General features: G+C 72.9%; 19 protein-coding genes and 1 pseudogene. 7 read left to right on the forward strand and 13 right to left on the reverse strand.

Annotated features, from left to right (window positions below):
• The coding region (locus tag BMW78_RS20870) for an HNH endonuclease signature motif containing protein (protein ID WP_177180423.1) at positions 1–546 on the forward strand (546 nt) is incomplete at its 5' end.
• A 141-nt stretch (positions 547–687) separates the two neighbouring features.
• Complete coding sequence (locus BMW78_RS15145) at positions 688–1,170, forward strand: NUDIX hydrolase (protein WP_177180424.1); 483 nt, start codon at positions 688–690, stop codon at positions 1,168–1,170.
• Between the two features lie 12 nt (positions 1,171–1,182).
• Here BMW78_RS15145 and ligD read toward each other — a convergent pair whose 3' ends face one another.
• Positions 1,183–2,169: a non-homologous end-joining DNA ligase gene (gene ligD, locus BMW78_RS15150; protein ID WP_091761500.1), complete on the reverse strand. Its 987-nt coding sequence runs from the start codon at positions 2,167–2,169 to the stop codon at positions 1,183–1,185.
• A gap of 83 nt (positions 2,170–2,252) precedes the next feature.
• Here ligD and gabT point away from each other — a divergent pair, with 83 nt between their 5' ends.
• The 3 genes from gabT to BMW78_RS15165 are packed head-to-tail and all read left to right on the forward strand — an operon-like array spanning position 2,253 to position 4,772.
• Entirely contained in the window at positions 2,253–3,584 is a 1,332-nt protein-coding gene (gabT, locus tag BMW78_RS15155; protein WP_091761503.1) for a 4-aminobutyrate--2-oxoglutarate transaminase, read from the forward strand.
• A gap of 54 nt (positions 3,585–3,638) precedes the next feature.
• The gene (locus tag BMW78_RS15160; RefSeq protein WP_245735890.1) at positions 3,639–3,950 is read left to right on the forward strand and encodes a GNAT family N-acetyltransferase; all 312 of its coding nucleotides are present in this window, start codon (positions 3,639–3,641) and stop codon (positions 3,948–3,950) included.
• A 24-nt stretch (positions 3,951–3,974) separates the two neighbouring features.
• Positions 3,975–4,772, forward strand: a complete 798-nt coding sequence (locus BMW78_RS15165; RefSeq protein WP_091761505.1) for an SDR family NAD(P)-dependent oxidoreductase — start codon at positions 3,975–3,977, stop codon at positions 4,770–4,772.
• 82 nt (positions 4,773–4,854) lie between these two features.
• On the opposite strand, the gene BMW78_RS15170 is transcribed toward BMW78_RS15165, so the two are convergent.
• From BMW78_RS15170 to BMW78_RS15210, 9 genes are all read right to left on the reverse strand, one after another.
• Positions 4,855–5,619, reverse strand: a complete 765-nt coding sequence (locus tag BMW78_RS15170; protein ID WP_091761507.1) for a 3-hydroxyacyl-CoA dehydrogenase — start codon at positions 5,617–5,619, stop codon at positions 4,855–4,857.
• Between the two features lie 6 nt (positions 5,620–5,625).
• Entirely contained in the window at positions 5,626–6,795 is a 1,170-nt protein-coding gene (locus tag BMW78_RS15175; RefSeq protein WP_091761509.1) for an acyl-CoA dehydrogenase family protein, read from the reverse strand.
• Positions 6,796–6,891: 96 nt separating this feature from the next.
• Complete coding sequence (locus tag BMW78_RS15180; protein WP_091761927.1) at positions 6,892–7,941, reverse strand: ABC transporter ATP-binding protein; 1,050 nt, start codon at positions 7,939–7,941, stop codon at positions 6,892–6,894.
• Positions 7,938–8,771, reverse strand: coding sequence for an ABC transporter permease (locus BMW78_RS15185; RefSeq protein ID WP_091761511.1), 834 nt, complete (start codon positions 8,769–8,771; stop codon positions 7,938–7,940). The genes BMW78_RS15180 and BMW78_RS15185 overlap by 4 nt, the downstream gene beginning before the upstream one ends.
• Entirely contained in the window at positions 8,768–9,565 is a 798-nt protein-coding gene (gene modA, locus BMW78_RS15190; protein WP_091761513.1) for a molybdate ABC transporter substrate-binding protein, read from the reverse strand. The genes BMW78_RS15185 and modA overlap by 4 nt, the downstream gene beginning before the upstream one ends.
• A 19-nt stretch (positions 9,566–9,584) precedes the next feature.
• Positions 9,585–9,980: a TOBE domain-containing protein gene (locus tag BMW78_RS15195; protein ID WP_091761515.1), complete on the reverse strand. Its 396-nt coding sequence runs from the start codon at positions 9,978–9,980 to the stop codon at positions 9,585–9,587.
• 30 nt (positions 9,981–10,010) lie between these two features.
• Positions 10,011–10,847, reverse strand: coding sequence for an SGNH/GDSL hydrolase family protein (locus tag BMW78_RS15200; RefSeq protein WP_281247096.1), 837 nt, complete (start codon positions 10,845–10,847; stop codon positions 10,011–10,013).
• A 5-nt stretch (positions 10,848–10,852) separates the two neighbouring features.
• On the reverse strand, positions 10,853–11,530 hold the full coding sequence (locus tag BMW78_RS15205) for a uracil-DNA glycosylase (RefSeq protein ID WP_091761516.1): 678 nt from the start codon (positions 11,528–11,530) through the stop codon (positions 10,853–10,855).
• A gap of 121 nt (positions 11,531–11,651) precedes the next feature.
• Positions 11,652–11,987, reverse strand: coding sequence for an ArsR/SmtB family transcription factor (locus BMW78_RS15210; protein WP_091761518.1), 336 nt, complete (start codon positions 11,985–11,987; stop codon positions 11,652–11,654).
• Between the two features lie 56 nt (positions 11,988–12,043).
• Here BMW78_RS15210 and BMW78_RS15215 point away from each other — a divergent pair, with 56 nt between their 5' ends.
• Both BMW78_RS15215 and BMW78_RS15220 read left to right on the forward strand, forming a co-directional pair.
• Complete coding sequence (locus tag BMW78_RS15215; protein WP_245735891.1) at positions 12,044–12,712, forward strand: HAD-IA family hydrolase; 669 nt, start codon at positions 12,044–12,046, stop codon at positions 12,710–12,712.
• A 64-nt stretch (positions 12,713–12,776) separates the two neighbouring features.
• Positions 12,777–14,489 (forward strand): MFS transporter, encoded by a 1,713-nt coding sequence (locus BMW78_RS15220; protein ID WP_245735892.1) that lies wholly within the window; start codon positions 12,777–12,779, stop codon positions 14,487–14,489.
• A gap of 201 nt (positions 14,490–14,690) precedes the next feature.
• Here the strand turns inward: BMW78_RS15220 and BMW78_RS21330 are convergent.
• The 3 genes and pseudogenes from BMW78_RS21330 to BMW78_RS20875 all read right to left on the reverse strand — a co-directional run.
• Positions 14,691–15,590 (reverse strand): annotated as a pseudogene (locus BMW78_RS21330) (YhjD/YihY/BrkB family envelope integrity protein); the annotation flags it as partial.
• A complete protein-coding gene (locus BMW78_RS15230; protein ID WP_091761524.1) occupies positions 15,499–15,804 on the reverse strand; it encodes a hypothetical protein in 306 nt (101 codons plus the stop codon). The pseudogene BMW78_RS21330 and the gene BMW78_RS15230, both read right to left, overlap by 92 nt.
• Positions 15,801–16,139: a hypothetical protein gene (locus BMW78_RS20875; RefSeq protein ID WP_177180425.1), complete on the reverse strand. Its 339-nt coding sequence runs from the start codon at positions 16,137–16,139 to the stop codon at positions 15,801–15,803. Before BMW78_RS20875 ends, BMW78_RS15230 begins: the two co-directional genes overlap by 4 nt.
• Positions 16,140–16,148: the final 9 nt, after the last annotated feature.

A 16,148-nucleotide genomic window follows, 5' to 3' on the forward strand; every position in this document is an offset into this window, starting at 1 on the left:
CGGGCGGTGGCGGCCGGGGACGAGGTCGGCAAGACCAACAAGACGACGCTGCTGCTGACCATGAGCTACGACGACCTCAAGGACCGGCTCGGCGCGGCCACCACCCTCGGTGGCTTGGACGCCGGCACCCACCTCGCCCCCGAGACCGTCCGGCGGATGTGCTGCGACGGGTCGGTCATCCCCATCGTCCTCGGCTCCGACGGCGAGGTCATGGACTGGGGCGTCGAGAAACGCTTCTTCACCGACGCCCAGACCAAACGCCTCTGGCTGCGCGACGGCGGCTGCACCTACCCCGGCTGCGGGGCACCCCCGCAGTGGACCGACGCCCACCACCTCGTCCACTGGGCAGACCTCGGACCCTCGGACTTGGCCAACGGGGCGCTGCTCTGCGAGCGGCACCACACCATCGTCCACACCCGCCGCCTGGCCGGCCGCGTCGTGCAGGGGGCGTTCGGGGAACGAGTCGAGTGGGACCTCACCCGAGGCTCCTACGACGACCTCCTCGCCCGCCGGGCGGCCAGCAACACCGCAACCGAGCCAGCGTGACCCCGCCCCACACCCCGCCGACCACCGGCGGGGCCACAGCCATGCTCGGGGACCGAGCCATGCCCTAGGGAGGGCTGAGTGTGAGGACCATTGCGCGCCAACCCCTGCCGGGGCGCCTCTCGCGTGGTTGGATCGCTGGCCGTGGGCAAACCTCGACTGCGGCAGGCCGTGCGCGCGCTCCTCCTCGACGCGGACGACCACGTCCTGCTCGTCCACTTCGAGTGGCCGGGGTTGGACCTCGAAGGGGGCTTCTGGGCCTGCCCGGGCGGCGGAGTCGATCCCGGCGAGTCGCACGAGGAGGCGTTGCGGCGTGAGCTGGCCGAGGAGCTGGGACTGGACGGCTTCGACATCGAGGGCGCGGTCTGGCGCCTGACGAGGCTGTTCCCGATGACGCACTGGGACGGGCAGACCGAGGTCACCTATCTCGTCCGGGCTCCTCGTTTCGAGCCCAGGCCGCGGGTCGACCTGGCGGCCGAGAACGTCCACGGGATCCGTTGGTTCCCACCCGCGGAGATCGCCGCTGAGCAGGGGACCTTCAGCCCGAGGGACCTGGCCCCGCAGCTGGCTCGCGTCCTGGCCGAAGGGGTTCCCGACGTGCCGCACGAGATCCCCGCACTCGGCTGACTCCGCGCAGGACTAACCGTCGTTGCCGGTGGCCTCGGCGCCGCCCGGGTCGTCGGCTCCCTCGCGCTCGTCGCGGTCGGCCCACTCCAGCAGCGGCTTGATGTCGAAGACGGCCTTGTCGATGCCCGCGTGGAGGTCGCCGAGGGCGGCATACCGCTCGGGCATCGTCGCGATGGTGAGGTCGCGCGGGTGCACGTCGTCGACCTCGTCCCAGCGGATGGGTGTCGAGACGGTGCCCTCGGGGTTCCCTCGGACGGAGTAGGCGCTGGCGATGGTGTGGTCGCGCGCGTTCTGGTTGAAGTCGACGAACACCAGCGCGGGGTCGCGGTCCTTGCGCCACCAGGTGGTGGTGACGTCGTCGGGGGCTCGGCGCTCGACCTCGCGGGCGAAGGCCAGGGCGGCGCGGCGCACGTCCTTGAACCCCCACTCCGGCTTGATGCGTACGTAGATGTGCAGGCCGTTGCCGCCTGAGGTCTTCGGCCATCCGGTGGCGCCGAGGTCGTCGAGCACCTCGTGGGCGACGTGGGCCACCCGGCGCACCCGGTCGAAGGGGGCCTCCGGCATCGGGTCGAGGTCGATGCGCCACTCGTCGGGCTTCTCGGTGTCGGCGCGGCGGCTGTTCCACGGGTGGAACTCGACCGTCGACATCTGCACGGCCCAGATCACCTGTGCCAGCTCGGTGACGCAGAGCTCGTCGGCGGTGCGGTTGTAGCGCGGGAAGTGCACGCGCACGGTCTCCAGCCACGAGGGTGCGCCGTGGGGCACCCGCTTCTGGTGCACCTTCTCGCCCGCGACGCCCTCGGGGAACCGGTGCAGCATGCAGGGTCGCTCGCGCAGGGCGTTGACGATGCCATCGCCGACCGACAGGTAGTAGTTGACGAGGTCGAGCTTGGTCTCGCCGCGGGCAGGGAAGTAGACGCGGTCGGGGTTGGAGATCCGCACGTCGCGGTCGCCCACCTCGATCTCGACGGCGGGGGAGCTCGACTTCGACGACGCCATGCGCCCCAACGTAGACCGGCCGGGTCACGGCGGCACCCGAACAGGCCTGTCGGGGCCAGCAGCAGCCACCTTATGATCGAGCGGTGATCGAGCAGAAGCGTGTCCTCAACACCGCCATCCCCGGCCCGAAGTCCCAGGCCCTGCACGAGCGCAAGCTCGCCGCGGTCTCCGCGGGCGTCGGCACCGGCCTCCCCGTCTACATCGAGAAGGCTGCGGGCGGCATCCTCGTCGACGCCGACGGCAACCAGCTCATCGACTTCGGCTCCGGCATCGCGGTCACCACCGTCGGCAACGGCAACCCGCGCGTGGTCGAGGCGGTGCAGCAGCAGATCCAGGACTTCACGCACACCTGCTTCATGGTCACGCCGTACGAGGAGTACGTCCTCGTCGCCGAGGCGCTGGCCGAGCTCACGCCCGGTGACCACGCCAAGCGCTCGGCGCTGTTCAACTCCGGCTCCGAGGCCGTCGAGAACGCGGTCAAGGTCGCCCGCCACTTCACCGGTCGCCAGGCGGTCGTCGCGTTCGACCACGCCTACCACGGCCGCACCAACCTCACCATGGCCCTGACGGCGAAGAACATGCCGTACAAGCACCGGTTCGGGCCCTTCGCCAACGAGATCTACCGCGTGCAGATGGCCTACCCCTACCGCTGGCCCACCGGTCCGGAGCACTGCGCCGACGAGGCCTTCGAGACCTTCGTGGCCGACGTGCACGCCCAGGTCGGCGAGGAGAACACCGCTGCGGTGATCCTCGAGCCGATCCAGGGCGAGGGCGGCTTCATCGTGCCGGCCCCGGGCTTTGTCAAGAAGGTGGCCGACTGGTGCCGCGAGCACGGCATCCTCTTCATCGCCGACGAGGTGCAGACCGGCTTCTGCCGCACCGGCGACTGGTTCGCCTCCGAGCACGAGGACGTCGTGCCCGACCTCATCACCACCGCCAAGGGCATCGCCGGCGGTATGCCGCTCGCGGCCCTCACGGGGCGGGCGGACGTCATGGACGCCATCCACACGGGCGGCCTCGGCGGCACCTACGGCGGCAACCCCGTGGCATGCGCCTCGGCGCTGGCCGCCATCGAGACCATGAAGGCCGACGACCTGTGCGGGCGCGCCAGGGCCGTCGAGGCGCTGTTCATGCCGCGGCTGGAGGCCCTGGCCGAGAAGTACGGCGTCATCGGCGACATCCGTGGCCGCGGCGCGATGCTCGCGGTCGAGCTGGTCAGCGACCAGGAGAAGAAGACCCCGGACGCCGACCTCACGGCCCGCATCAACAAGTACTGCCACGGCGAGGGCCTGGTGACCCTGACCTGCGGGACCTTCGGCAACGTGTTCCGCTTCCTCCCGCCGCTCTCGGCCTCCGACGAGCTGCTCACCGAGGGCCTCGACATCCTCGACGACGCGTTCGCCAGCTGCGTCTGACGAGGAGCGAGAAGCCCTCGGACGAGGGTCGCCAGAACGGATAGCGTCGGGCTCGTGCCAGCACTGGTCGAGCCCGACGTCCGTTTCCACGCCTCGTTCCTGCGCGCCATGGCGGGGTTCGCCGCCGAGGGCCGGGGCGGCGGCCACATCGGCTACGACGTCGCCCCGGAGCACCGGCGTCGCGGCCACGCCACGGCCATGCTCCGAGCCATGCTTCCGATCGCCGCCGAGCAGTACGGGATCGAGCGGGCCCTGATCACCTGTGACCACGACAACCTCGCCTCCCGCAAGGTCATCGAGGCGTGCGGCGGAGTCTTCGAGGACCGGCGCGGCGAGAAGCTGCGCTACTGGGTGCCCACCACCTGAGCCGGCTGCTGCCACACTGCCCGCATGCAGGTGCCGCCGTTCCTCGACCTCACCGGGCGCGTCGCCGTCGTCACCGGGGCGGGCAGCCCCACCGGGATCGGGTATGCCGCCGCGCGGCACCTCGGGATGCTGGGTGCGGCGGTCGTCGTGGGCGCCACCACCGAGCGGGCGCACGAACGGGCGACCGAGCTCGTCGCGGCAGGCCTCACGGCACACGGTTTCGTGGGTGACCTGACGGACCCCGCCGTGGCCGAGGCCCTGGTCGCACAAGCGCACGCTGCCCACGGCCGGGTGGACATCGTCGTCAACAACGCGGGCATGGTCTCGACGAGCGACCCCGACTACCTGGAGGGCGACCTGCTCGCCACCAGCCCGCAGCGCTGGTCGGACTCGCTGCGCCGCAACCTCGACACCGCCTACCTCGTCACCCGAGCCGCCCTCCCACACCTGCGCACCAGCGGTCAGGGACGCATCGTCACCGTCACCAGCGTCACCGGGGCCCTCATGGCCATGCGCGGGGAGGTCGCGTATGCCGCGGCGAAGGCTGCCTTGGTCGGCCTCACCCGCGCGCTGGCGGTCGACGAGGCACGTCACGGCATCACGTCGAACGCCGTTGCCCCGGGCTGGATCTCGACCGGCTCACAGACCGAGCACGAGGTCGCCGAGGGGTTCGTCACCCCGGTGGGCCGGTCGGGCACGGCCGACGAGGTGGCCTCCGCGATCGCCTGGCTGGCCGGCCCGGGCGCCGGCTACGTCAACGGCCAGGTCATCGTCGTCGACGGCGGCAACGGGGTGGCAGAGGAACGCGCCCTGCCCCGCTGAGGCGGGACAGGGCGCGTGGTGGTGCGAGGGCCTCAGGGCCGGACGCGACGCCGCAGCCGGTGGCGCCGACGCGAGAACGGTGTCACCGGGGCGGCATCCGCAGGGCGCCGTCGAGCCGGATGACCTCGCCGTTGAGCATGGGGTTGTCGACGATGTGCGCGACGAGGCTGGCGTACTCGTCGGGCGAGCCCAGCCGCGACGGGTGCGGCACCTGCGCCTCGAGGACGGCCTTCACGTCGCCCGGCAGGCCGCTCAGCATCGGCGTCTCGAAGGTGCCGGGGGCCACCGTCATGACGCGGATGGCCTTGTCCGCCAGGTCTCGTGCCGCGCTCAGGGTGAGGCCGACCACGCCACCCTTGCTCGCGGCGTACGCGGCCTGGCCGATCTGGCCGTCGTAGGCCGCGATCGAGGCGGTCATGACGACCACACCACGGTCGCCGTCGACCGGCTCGTTGTCGAGCATCGCGGCGGCGCCGAGGCGCAGCACGTTGAAGGTGCCGACCAGGTTGATGTCGATGACGTTCTTGAAGTCCTCGAGCGGCAGCGGGCCGCGCTTGCCGACGACCCGGCCGGGGGTGCCGACGCCCGCACAGTTCACGACGATCCGCAGGGTGCCGAGCTCGCGGGTCGCGTCGATCGCGGCCTGCACCTGCGCCTCGTCGCGCACGTCGGCGGGCGCGAAGCGGACGTGGTCGCCGAACTCCTCGGCCAGCGCCTTCCCGGGGGAGGAGGGCAGGTCGAGGATGACGACCGAGGCGCCCGCGGCGTGCAGGCGGCGGGTCGTCGCACCACCAAGTCCGGAGGCTCCACCGGTGACGAGGGCGACGGTGTTCTCGTTGATCTGCAAGGAAGTTCAGCCTTTCAGGAGCTGGCGGCTGATGACGAGCCGCTGGATCTGGTTGGTGCCCTCGAAGATCTGGGTCACCTTGGCCTCGCGCATGAACCGCTCGAGGGGGAAGTCCTGGGTGTAGCCGTAGCCGCCGAGCACCTGCACGGCGTCGGTCGTGACCTTCATGGCGGCGTCGGTGCACACGAGCTTGGCGACCGCGGCCTCCTTGGAGAAGGGGCGCCCGGCGTCGCGCAGGCGGGCGGCGTGCAGGTAGGTCGCGCGCGCCGAGGTCACCGCGGCCTCCATGTCGGCGAGCAGGAAGGCCAGCCCCTGGAAGTCGGCGATCGCGCGACCGAACTGCTTGCGCTCCTTGGCGTACTCCGCTGCCGCGTCGAGTGCCGACTGCGCGAGACCGGTTGCCGCAGCGGCGATCCCGAGCCGCCCGGAGTCGAGGGCAGAGAGGGCGATGGCCATGCCCTGCCCGGGTGCCCCGACCAGCCGGTCGGCGCCGACGGTCACACCGTCGAAGTGCACCTCGCTGACGGTGTCGCAGTGCAGCCCCATCTTGCGCTCGGGGGCGCCGAACGCCAGGCCCTCGGCGTCGCCCGGCACGACGAAGCACGAGAGGCCGCGCCCGCCCTCGTCGGAGGTGCGCACGAAGGAGGTGTAGAAGTCCGCGTGGCCGGCGTGCGAGATCCACGACTTGGTGCCCTTGATCCGGTATGCCGTGGGGCTGGCCTCGTCGTCGGGGGTCGCCCGGGTGGTCATCGCCGCGACGTCGGAACCGGCGGAGCGCTCCGAGAGGCAGTAGGCGCCGAGCTGCTCGCCGGACAACATGCCGGGGAGGAGGGCGGCCTTCTGCTCGTCGCTGCCGAACTGGGCCACCGGGTAGCAGGTCAGGCCGTGCACGGAGACGCCGACGGCCACGCTCATCCAGGCCGAGGCGATCTCCTCGACCACTTGGAGGTAGACCTCGTACGGCTGGGCCGCCCCGCCGACCTCCTCGGGGTACGGGAGGGACAGCAGCCCGGCCCGGCCGAGGGTGCGGAACACCTCGGTCGGCAGCTGCGGGGTGGTGGCCGCGGCGCGCTCGGCCTCGTCGACGTGGGGGCGCAGCTCCTTGTCGCAGATCTCCCGGGTCAGGTCGATGAGGTCCTGACCGTCCTCGGTGGGCATGAGCCGGGTCGCAGGCATGGCGTCAGGGTAGTTGTAGGACGTCCAACTACCTCAATCCCGCAGGTCGTGGCCGGGTGCTCCCGCGGCGCAGGCGACCGACACGGGCGACCGTGGTCAGGCGGGGTAGGCCCGGACCTCGGAGGCCTTGACGGTGGCCCAGGCCTGCAGGCCCGGCTGGAGGCGCAGCGAGGCGACCGACGTCGCCGTCACCTCGGCGGTCACGTCGAGGTCTCCGGTGCACCGCACCCGGGCGGTCTGACCGGCCAGCTCGACGGCGGCCACGGTGACCGGCCAGGTGTTGCGTGGTGAGCCCTCGGGGCGGGAGAGGTAGAGCGCGACGGCGGCGGGGGAGAAGGCCGCCCAGGACGGCCCCCGGTGCTCATGGCCGGCAGTCACCACGGGACCGGCCGGGGTCTGGACGACCTCCCCGTCGGTGGCCTCACCGGCATACAGGTTGAGGCCGACGACGTCGGCGACGTAGCGGTCGCGGGGGCGCGCCACGACCTCCTGAGGGGTGCCCTCCTGCACCACCCGGCCGCCCTCGACGAAGACGAGGCGGTCGGCGAGCGTGAGCGCGTCGAGCGGGTCGTGGGTGACGAGCACCGTGACGCCGGTGAAGGCCCGCAGCCGGTGCGCGAGCGTGGCGCGCACGGCAGGGCGGCTCACCGGGTCGAGGGCCGAGAGCGGCTCGTCGAGCAGCAGGAGCTCCGGGTCGGTGGCGAGGGCCCGGGCCAGCGCCACGCGCTGGGCCTGTCCGTGCGAGAGCGCGCTGGGTCGGCGGTCGGCGAGGTCGCCGATGCCGAGGCGGTCGAGCTCGTCGTCGGCGCGCCGGCGGGCGGCGGCCCTGCTGGTGCCACGGCTGCGGGGCCCGAAGGCGACGTTGTCGCGCGCACTGAGGTGGGGGAACAGCAGGTGTTCGGCGGCCACGAGGCCGGTGCTGCGGGCCTGAGGTGGCAGGTGGGTGCCCTCGCCCTCCCAGAGCCGGCCGGCCACCCGGACGTGACCGCCGCTGAGCGGGGCCAGGCCGGCGAGGGCGTGCAGCGCGGTGGTCTTGCCGGCGCCGTTGGGGCCGAGCACGGCGACGACCTCGCCCGAGGCGGCGGCCAGCGAGGTGTCGAGGGTGAAGGTGGACCGCTCGACGCACAGGCGGGTGTCGAGGCTCACCGCACCCACCGGCCGCGCAGCAGGGCCAGCACCACGATCGAGACGACCAGCATGGCCAGGCTGAGGGAGACGGCCGCCTGCGGGTCACGCTCGAGGGCGACGTAGACCGCCAGGGGTGCGGTCTGGGTGCGGCCGGCGAAGTTGCCCGCGAACGTGATGGTCGCCCCGAACTCGCCCAGCGCGCGGGCCCACGCCAGAGCGGCCCCGGCGGCCATGCCGGGCACGGCCAGGGGGAGGGCGACGCGGGAGAAGGACCGCCACGGTGAGGCGCCCAGGGTGGCGGCGACGTGCTCGAAGCGGGGGTCGACGCTGCGCATCGCTCCCTCGACGGCGATGACGTAGAAGGGCATCGCGACGAACAGCTCGGCCAGCACCACCGCCACCGGGGTGAAGGGCACACGGACGCCGAACGCCTCGTAGAGCGGGCCACCGACGACGCCCCGGCGGCCCCAGGCCATGAGCAGGGCCACACCGCCGACGACCGGTGGCAGCACCAGCGGCACGGTCAGCAGGGCGCGGAACCACGCGGCAGCCCGGCCCTGGGCCCGGGCCAGCAGCCAGGCCAGCGGGGTGCCGAGCACGACCGCCAGCACCACCGTCGTCGTGGTCGTGAGCAGCGACAGCCGGATGGCGGGCAGCACGGCGGGGTCGGCGAGGTGGTCGAGCACATGGCCCCAGTCGGCGCGCAGCAGCAGCGCGAGCAGGGGCAGGGCGACCAGCGCGACGGCGAGCCCGGCCGGCGCCAGCAGACCGAGTCGTGTGCCTCCGGCGGCGCGGATCCGGCCCGCAGCCACCGGCTCGGCAGCCATCGGCTCCGCAGCGTCGGTCATGGCGCGAGGAAGCCGGCGCGGGTCAGGGCGGCCCGGCCCTCGGTGCCGCGGACGAGCTCGGCGAAGCCGGTCGTGTCGGGCTTGGTGTTCAGCCACACCAAGGGGTAGTCGAGCGTCGTGTTCTGGGCTGTCGGGATCACGACCCCCTTCACGGTGTCGCCGGCCGAGACGACGTCGGAGTGGTAGACGACCGCCGCGTCGGCCTCACCGAGCCGCACCTTGGCGAGGGTGGCCTTGACGTCGACCTCGCGGGAGACCACGTGCGGTGTGATGCCGGCGCGCGACAGCACCATGTCGGCAGCCTTGCCACACGGCACCGTGGAGGCGCACAGCACGACGTCGAGGTCGGGCCTGGCCAGGTCGGCCAGGCTGCGCACGCCGCCGGGGTTGTCGGGCGGCGTGGCGATCTCCATGGTGTTGCGCGCGATGGTCGCCCGGCCGCCCTGGTCGGTGGCGTCCTTCGGCAGCTGGTCGAGGGCCGGGGTGCCGGCGAAGGCCACGACGTCGGCGGGCGCACCCTCTGCCACCTGCTGGGCGAGGGTGGTGCTCGAGCCGAAGCTGAGCGCGACCGTCACGCCGTCGTGCGCGCGCTCGTACTGCCGCGCCAGGCTGGTGAGCGGGTCGGTCAGGGAGGCCGCGGCGAGCACGGTGACCGTGCTGGTTCTCTGGGGTGCACCGCCTGCGGTCAGCCGGCTCTCGGTGGTGCAGCCGCCGGTGACCGCCGTCGCGAGCAGCAGCGTCGCCACCACTCCGCCGCGCAGCCGGCTCGCGGCCCGTGCGCGGAGGCGCGTCATGCCGGACCCCCACCCTGCGTCATGCCGGCACCCCCACGATGACGTGGGTCGACTTGATGCTCGCCACCGCCACCGACCCGACCTCGAGCCCGAGCTCCTCCACGGCCTCGGCAGACATGAGCGAGACGATGCGGAACGGCCCGGCCTGCAGCTCCACCTGCGCCATCACGGTGTCCTTGAGTACCCGGGTGACGATGCCCCGCATCCGGTTGCGGGCGGACTCATCGGCCACCGGTCCGGGTGGCGGCGGGCTGGCGATCTCCTGGGCGAGGGCGGCGAGGTCGGCCCCCTGCACGGTCAGCCGGCCGGAGGTGTCGCGGGCGGCCGGCAGGCGGCCCGCGTCGACCATGCGGCGCACCGTGTCGTCGGAGACCCCGAGGAGCTGAGCGGCCTCAGAGATCCGCAGCTGCGTCATGAGAGCAGCATAACCACCGCAGGTGCGGGTCTAGCGGGGTTCGACGGGCCTCAGCTCAGGACGCTTGGCCACCACGGTGTCGCCCGACGACTCGCCCCGGAGCCGGCGCTGCACCCAGGGGGCGAGGTGCTGGCGGGCCCACGCAGCGTTGGCGGTGGCCCACTCGCGGCGGCTCAGCACGGGCGCGTCCGGCAACGGGGAGGTCCAGTCGGCCCGGTCGGTGCTGTGGCCGAGCGCGGACAGGGCGCTCAGCGCCACCCGCCGGTGTCCCTCGCTGGTCATGTGGATGCGGTCCTCGGCCCACATCCGCCAGTCGCGCAGCGCGTGCAGGCCCCACTGGTTGATGACGTAGCAGCCGTGCTTCTGGGCGATGCTGAAGATGTTGGCGCTGTGGATCGCGTGCCGGCCGCGGAGGTGCCGGATCAGGGGCGCGTCCGCCGGGTCGACCGGGGTGGCGAGCAGGACGTCGGCGCCGGTGGCCCGGATCCGCAGCACGGCCTCCTCGAGACGGGCGGCGATCGAGTCGAGGTCTGCCTTGGGGCGCAGGATGTCGTTGCCACCGCCCACCATGGAGACCAGGTCGGGCTGCAGCGCCAGCGCGGTGTCGAGCTGCGGGCCGATCACGTCGGCGAGCAACCGTCCGCGCACCGCGAGGTTGGCGTAGGCGAAGTCATGGCCGGCCTCCCGGGCCAGCAGCGACAGGTGCTCGGCCAGGCGGTCGGCCCAGCCGATGAAGGCGTTGTCGCGGCTCGGGTCGGGGTCGGACATCCCCTCGGTGAACGAGTCACCGATGGCGACGTACCGCCGCCAGGTGCGTCCGGGCTCGGGGAGGTGGGTGGCTTCCGGCAGCTCGTTCGTCTCCGGCAGGTCGGTCACGGCAGGCTCCAGTCGATCGGTTCGGCTCCCTGGCGGCGCAGCAGCTCGTTGGCGCGGCTGAACGGCCGCGACCCGAAGAACCCCGAGCGGGCGGACAGGGGAGAGGGGTGGGGGCTCTCGAGGCAGGGGATCTCGCCGAGGTGGGGCACCAGGCTGCGGGCGTCCCGACCCCACAGGATGGCGACGAGCGGACCGCCGCGCTCGACCAGCGCGGTGATGGCCTGCGCCGTGACGGCCTCCCAGCCGCGCCCCCGGTGGCTGGCCGGGGCACCCGGGCGCACGGTCAGCACCCGGTTGAGCAGCAGCACCCCGCGGTCGGCCCAGGGCGACAGGTCGCCGGTCGTCGGGGTCGGCACGCCGAGGTCGGCCGACAGCTCGGTGTAGATGTTCTGCAGGCTGCGAGGGATGGGCTGGACGTCCGGCGCCACCGAGAACGACAGGCCGACCGCGTGCCCCGGCGTGGGGTACGGGTCCTGCCCGACGATGAGCACCCGCACGTCGTCGAGCGGCTTCTCGAACGCCCGCAGCACGTGTCCACCGGCCGGGAGGTAGGTGTGACCCGCCGCGAGCTCCGCACGCAGGAAGGCGCCGAGCTCGGCCACGGTGCCGGCCACGGGCTCCAGCGCCTCCGCCCAGCTCGGGTGCACCAGGTCGGCGAGGGGGCGGGTCGGCATGGCCCCAAAATATCCGTTGCCCGCGAGGGCCTCGCAGGGGCGTGGGGCAGGCGGTGGGTATGCCGCGTGGCCGGCCACGCGGCATACCGGCCCGGTGGTGGGGGCCGGGTGGGGCGAGCGGTCAGCGGAAGATGGCGGCCACGTCGTCGAGCCGGGAGGGCACGAGGTGGAACCATGCCCAGGTGCCGCGGCGCTCGCGGGTGAGCAGGCCGGCGTCGGAGAGCACCTTGAGGTGGTGGCTGACCGTGGGCTGTGAGAGGCCGACGGCCGAGGTGAGGTCGCAGACGCACGCCTCGTTGCCCTCGGCGGCGCGGATCAGGCTGAGCAGCTGCAGGCGCACCGGGTCGGCGACCGCCTTGAGCAGGGCGGCCGTGTTCTCGGCCTGCGCCCGGTCGAGCGGGTGGTCGAGGGGGTGGTCCAGAGGTGGGTCGACGGGGTGGCCGACAGAGGTGCCCATTGCATCGAGGCTAGTCGATGGGCGGGTTCGGACAGGCCCGCTCTAGGGTGACGGTCGTGACACATCTCCGCCGGCCCGTCGTCCTCTTCGACCTCGACGGCACGCTCGCCGACACCATCGGGCTGATCGTGGCGTCCTACAACCACGCGTTCCAGGCAGTTCTGGGCACCGAGCGCGCCGAGGCGGAGATCCGGTCCTGGATCGGCCGGCCGCTCATCGAGAGCTTCGCCGAGGTGTCGCCCGAGCACGCCGGGGAGCTCGACCGCGTCTACCGCGAGTGGAACATCGCGAACACCGAACGGCTGCTGCGGGTCTACGACGGGGTGGCCGAGCTGCTGCGCGACCTGGCCGCGGCCGGGGTGCGCACGGGCGTCGTGACCTCCAAGCGCCGCCAGACGGCGCTGCTGGCCATGCGCGGTGTCGGCATCGAGGGACTCGCGCCGCTGCTGGGGACGCTGGAGGACACCGACCGCCACAAGCCGCTGCCCGACCCGCTGCTGCACGGTGCCGCGAAGCTGGGCGTCGAGCCGGCCGACTGCGTCTACGTCGGCGACGCGGCCGTCGACGTGGCAGCCGCGCGGGCGGCCGGAATGGCCGCCATCGCGGTCTCGTGGGGTGCCGTCGGCCGCGAGGTGCTGGAGGCCGCCGCGCCCGACGCGGTGGTCGACACCGTCGACGAGCTGCGGCAGGTCATCGGCCTGCCGTCGTCCGTACCCGCCGGCTGAGGGCGCGCCACCTTCACCCGGCGAGGGTGATGCCCGGTCGCCGGCCCCTGGCCATCGTGGGTAGGTGACCACCGCCCGGGCCCCGACGCCGGCCCCGATGCCTGCCCAAGGCGTGGCGGCCGCCGCGGCGGCAGGGACCGTGCTGCTCACCCTCTCGTCCGCGCAGTTCCTCATGACCCTCGACAGCTCGGTCATGAACGTGTCGATCTCGACCGTCGCCCAGGACGTCGGCACCTCGGTGACCGGCATCCAGACGGCCATCACGCTCTACACGCTCGTCATGGCGTCGCTGATGATCACCGGCGGGAAGCTGGGCGAGATCCTCAGCCGCAAGCGGGCGTTCGCGATCGGGTGCGTGGTCTACGGCGTGGGCTCCCTGACCACCTCGCTCGCGCCGAACCTCGCGGTCCTGATGATCGGCTGGTCGCTGCTCGAGGGCATGGGGGCCGCGCTCATCATGCCGGCCATCGTCGCCCTGGTGGCGAGCAACTTCGGGCGGTCCGAGCGGCCGCGTGCCTACGGGCTGGTGGCGGCCTCCGGTGCGATCGCCGTGGCGGCGGGGCCGCTCATCGGCGGCCTCATGACGACGTACGCCTCGTGGCGCTGGGTGTTCGCGGGCGAGGTCCTCATCGTGCTCGTCATCCTGCTGCTGACCCGCCGCATGGTCGACGTGCCGGCAAACCCGGAGGCCAAGCTCGACCTCGTCGGCACCGCGCTGTCGGCCGCCGGCCTCGGGCTCATCGTCTACGGCGTCCTGCGCTCCGGGTCCTGGGGGCTCGTGAAGCCGAAGCCGGAGGCACCCGTGTGGCTGGGCACCTCACCGGTCGTCTGGCTGGTGCTCGGTGGCGGGGTGGTCCTCTGGCTGTTCATGGCGTGGGAGCGTCGCCGTCTCGCGGCGGGCCGAGCCGCGCTGCTCGATCCGAAGCTGCTGCGCAACAGGCTGCTGCGTGGAGGCCTGGTCGCCTTCTTCCTGCAGTACCTGCTGCAGGCGGGCCTGTTCTTCTGCGTGCCGCTGTTCCTCTCGGTCGCCCTCGGCCTGTCGGCGGTCGCCACCGGCGTGCGGATCCTCCCGCTGTCGGTGACGCTGCTGCTCGCGGCGGTGGGCATCCCGAAGGTGTGGCCGGACGTCTCGCCGCGGCGGGTGGTCCGCCTCGGCTTCCTGCTCCTCTTCGCCGGCATCACCTCCCTCGTCGCCGCCCTCGAGGCGGGGGCGGGCCCGCAGATCGTCACCGGGCCGCTGCTGCTCGCCGGTCTCGGCATCGGTGCCCTGGCCTCGCAGCTGGGCAGCGTCACGGTGTCGTCGGTGCCCGACGAGAGCAGCGCCGAGGTGGGCGGTGTGCAGAACACCGTCACCAACCTCGGCGCCTCCATCGGCACGGCGCTCGCGGGTGCCGTGCTGATCTCCGCGCTGACGACGTCCTTCTTCACCGGCATCCGGGGCAACTCGGCCGTCCCCCAGAACCTCGCCGACCAGGCACAGGTGACCCTGTCATCCGGTGTGCCGTTCGTGTCCGACCAGCAGCTGGAGAAGGGGCTCGCCGAGGCCGGGGTCGACCAGCAGACCAGCGATGCCGTCATGCAGGAGAACTCGACCGCCCGCCTAGCCGGCCTGAGGGCGTCGCTGTTCGTGCTCGCCCTGCTGGCGCTGTGCTCGCTCTTCCTCACCGGCGGCATCCCGACCCGCCAGCCCGGCTCCGAGGTCGCCCAGTCCGTTGACCCCCTGCTGGGCGCCGACCCGCCGGCCGGAGGGTCGGACGGCAGCACCGGTCGTGCCTGAGCCCGATTCGTCGCGCTGCTCCTGCTCCGGGGTGAGGTGCTCGTTCCCCGGAGCGAGGTGCTCGTGCCCCGGAGTGAGGTGTTCGTGCCCAGGCGTGAGGGGCTCCTGCTCCGGGGCCTGCTGGTCCGCTGGGGCCTGCTGGTCCGCTGGGACCGGCTCGGGGACCCACCACAGGGCCAGCTGACGTCCGACGACGGTGGCGACGACCAGGACCCCACCGAAGACCACCAGCCACGAGCCCAGCGCGAAGACCACGCCCAGCGGACCGAACTGCTGCAGGTTGCTGCGCGTGAAGGGCGGCATGAAGACGGACGACAACCGGGTCAGCGTCACCACGAGCACGGCGGTGAGGCAGGCGCCCGGGACCAGCCGTCGCCAGGCCACGCGCCCACCCAGCAGCAGCCGTGAGGTCCACCACCACAGCAGCGTGTTGGCGCTCAGCTGCACCAGGACCGGGAGCGGCCCGGCGTGCGGCACGCCGGAGAGCGACTTCAGGAGCAGCGCCGTCACCTGCAGCATCAGCAGCCAACCGAGGATCCAGACCAGGCTGCTGCGCAGCGCACGAACGCCCTTGTGCCCCGGGAGGTCCCACGCCCGCGCGTACATCCGCTGCAGGGCACGGGAGAAGCTGGACGCCGACGCCAGCGAGACGATGGCACCGGCGATGCCGGTCTGCGTCTGGTGCACCTGTTGCTCGAGGGCGAGCTGGCGCACGGGCGCCATCACGTCGTCGCGGAGGCCGACCACGTCGCGGATCTGCGTGAGGAGGCCGGCGACCCAGGCCTGTGGCAGGACCGCCCCGAGCACCATGAGCATCGGGATGAGGGCAAGGAGGGCCTGCGCGCCCAGGGCGAGCGACCGGTCGAGGAGCTCGACCCGCCTCAGCTCGACGAGGGTGCGACGGACAACCGGCACCAGCTCGAGCAGGCGTTCTCCGCGCTCGCGCAGGGCGCTCAACGACGTGCGGCCGACCACCTCTCCAGTGCACGCGCCAGAGCCCGCGAGCGCGTCACCCCGACGGGGTGAGCGGCGGGTGAGCCGCCGGTTCTGCGGCGGGGGCGGCGGTGCGGTGGGGGTGAGCCGCGGGCCTGACGGCCACATGGGTGACGTCGAGGCCCCTGGCGTCGAGAGCGGCCAGCAGGTCGGCGAGGTCGCCCCTGCGGCTGAGCGCGGTCCGCAGCGTGGTGCACGGCCCTGACGCGGTGGCCACCAGCGGCTGCATGGCTGCTCGCAGCACGGGTCCGAGGGCCCCCACGACCGTGATCTCGTAGGTGGCCGAGGTCAGCTCGCGGGTCAGGTCGGCGCTCCAGGTCATGGTGGCGTTCCCGTCTCGTCGGTGGGCGTGGTGGTGGCGGGCTCGGTGGCGGGCTCAGTGGCGGGCTCAGTGGCGGGCTCGGTGGCGGGCTCGGTCGCGGTGACCCGCCGGACCTCGACGACCTCGAGGCCGAAGGCGCGCAGTCGGTGCAGGAAGCCGTGCAGGGCCGCCTGGTCGGCGAAGTGGCCGGTCAGCACGGTGCGGAACTCGTGCTCGGCCACCTCCACGTCGCTGAGCTCCTCGAGCAGGTCCTGGGTGGGAACCAGCCCGGCGACTCGCACCTCGTAGGCCCGTTCGGCCATCGCCGCCGTCACCCCCTGTCGTGGGTCCTGCATCACCTCAGG

It is taken from the genome of Pedococcus cremeus (assembly GCF_900111375.1).
GTDB lineage: Bacteria > Actinomycetota > Actinomycetes > Actinomycetales > Dermatophilaceae > Pedococcus_A > Pedococcus_A cremeus.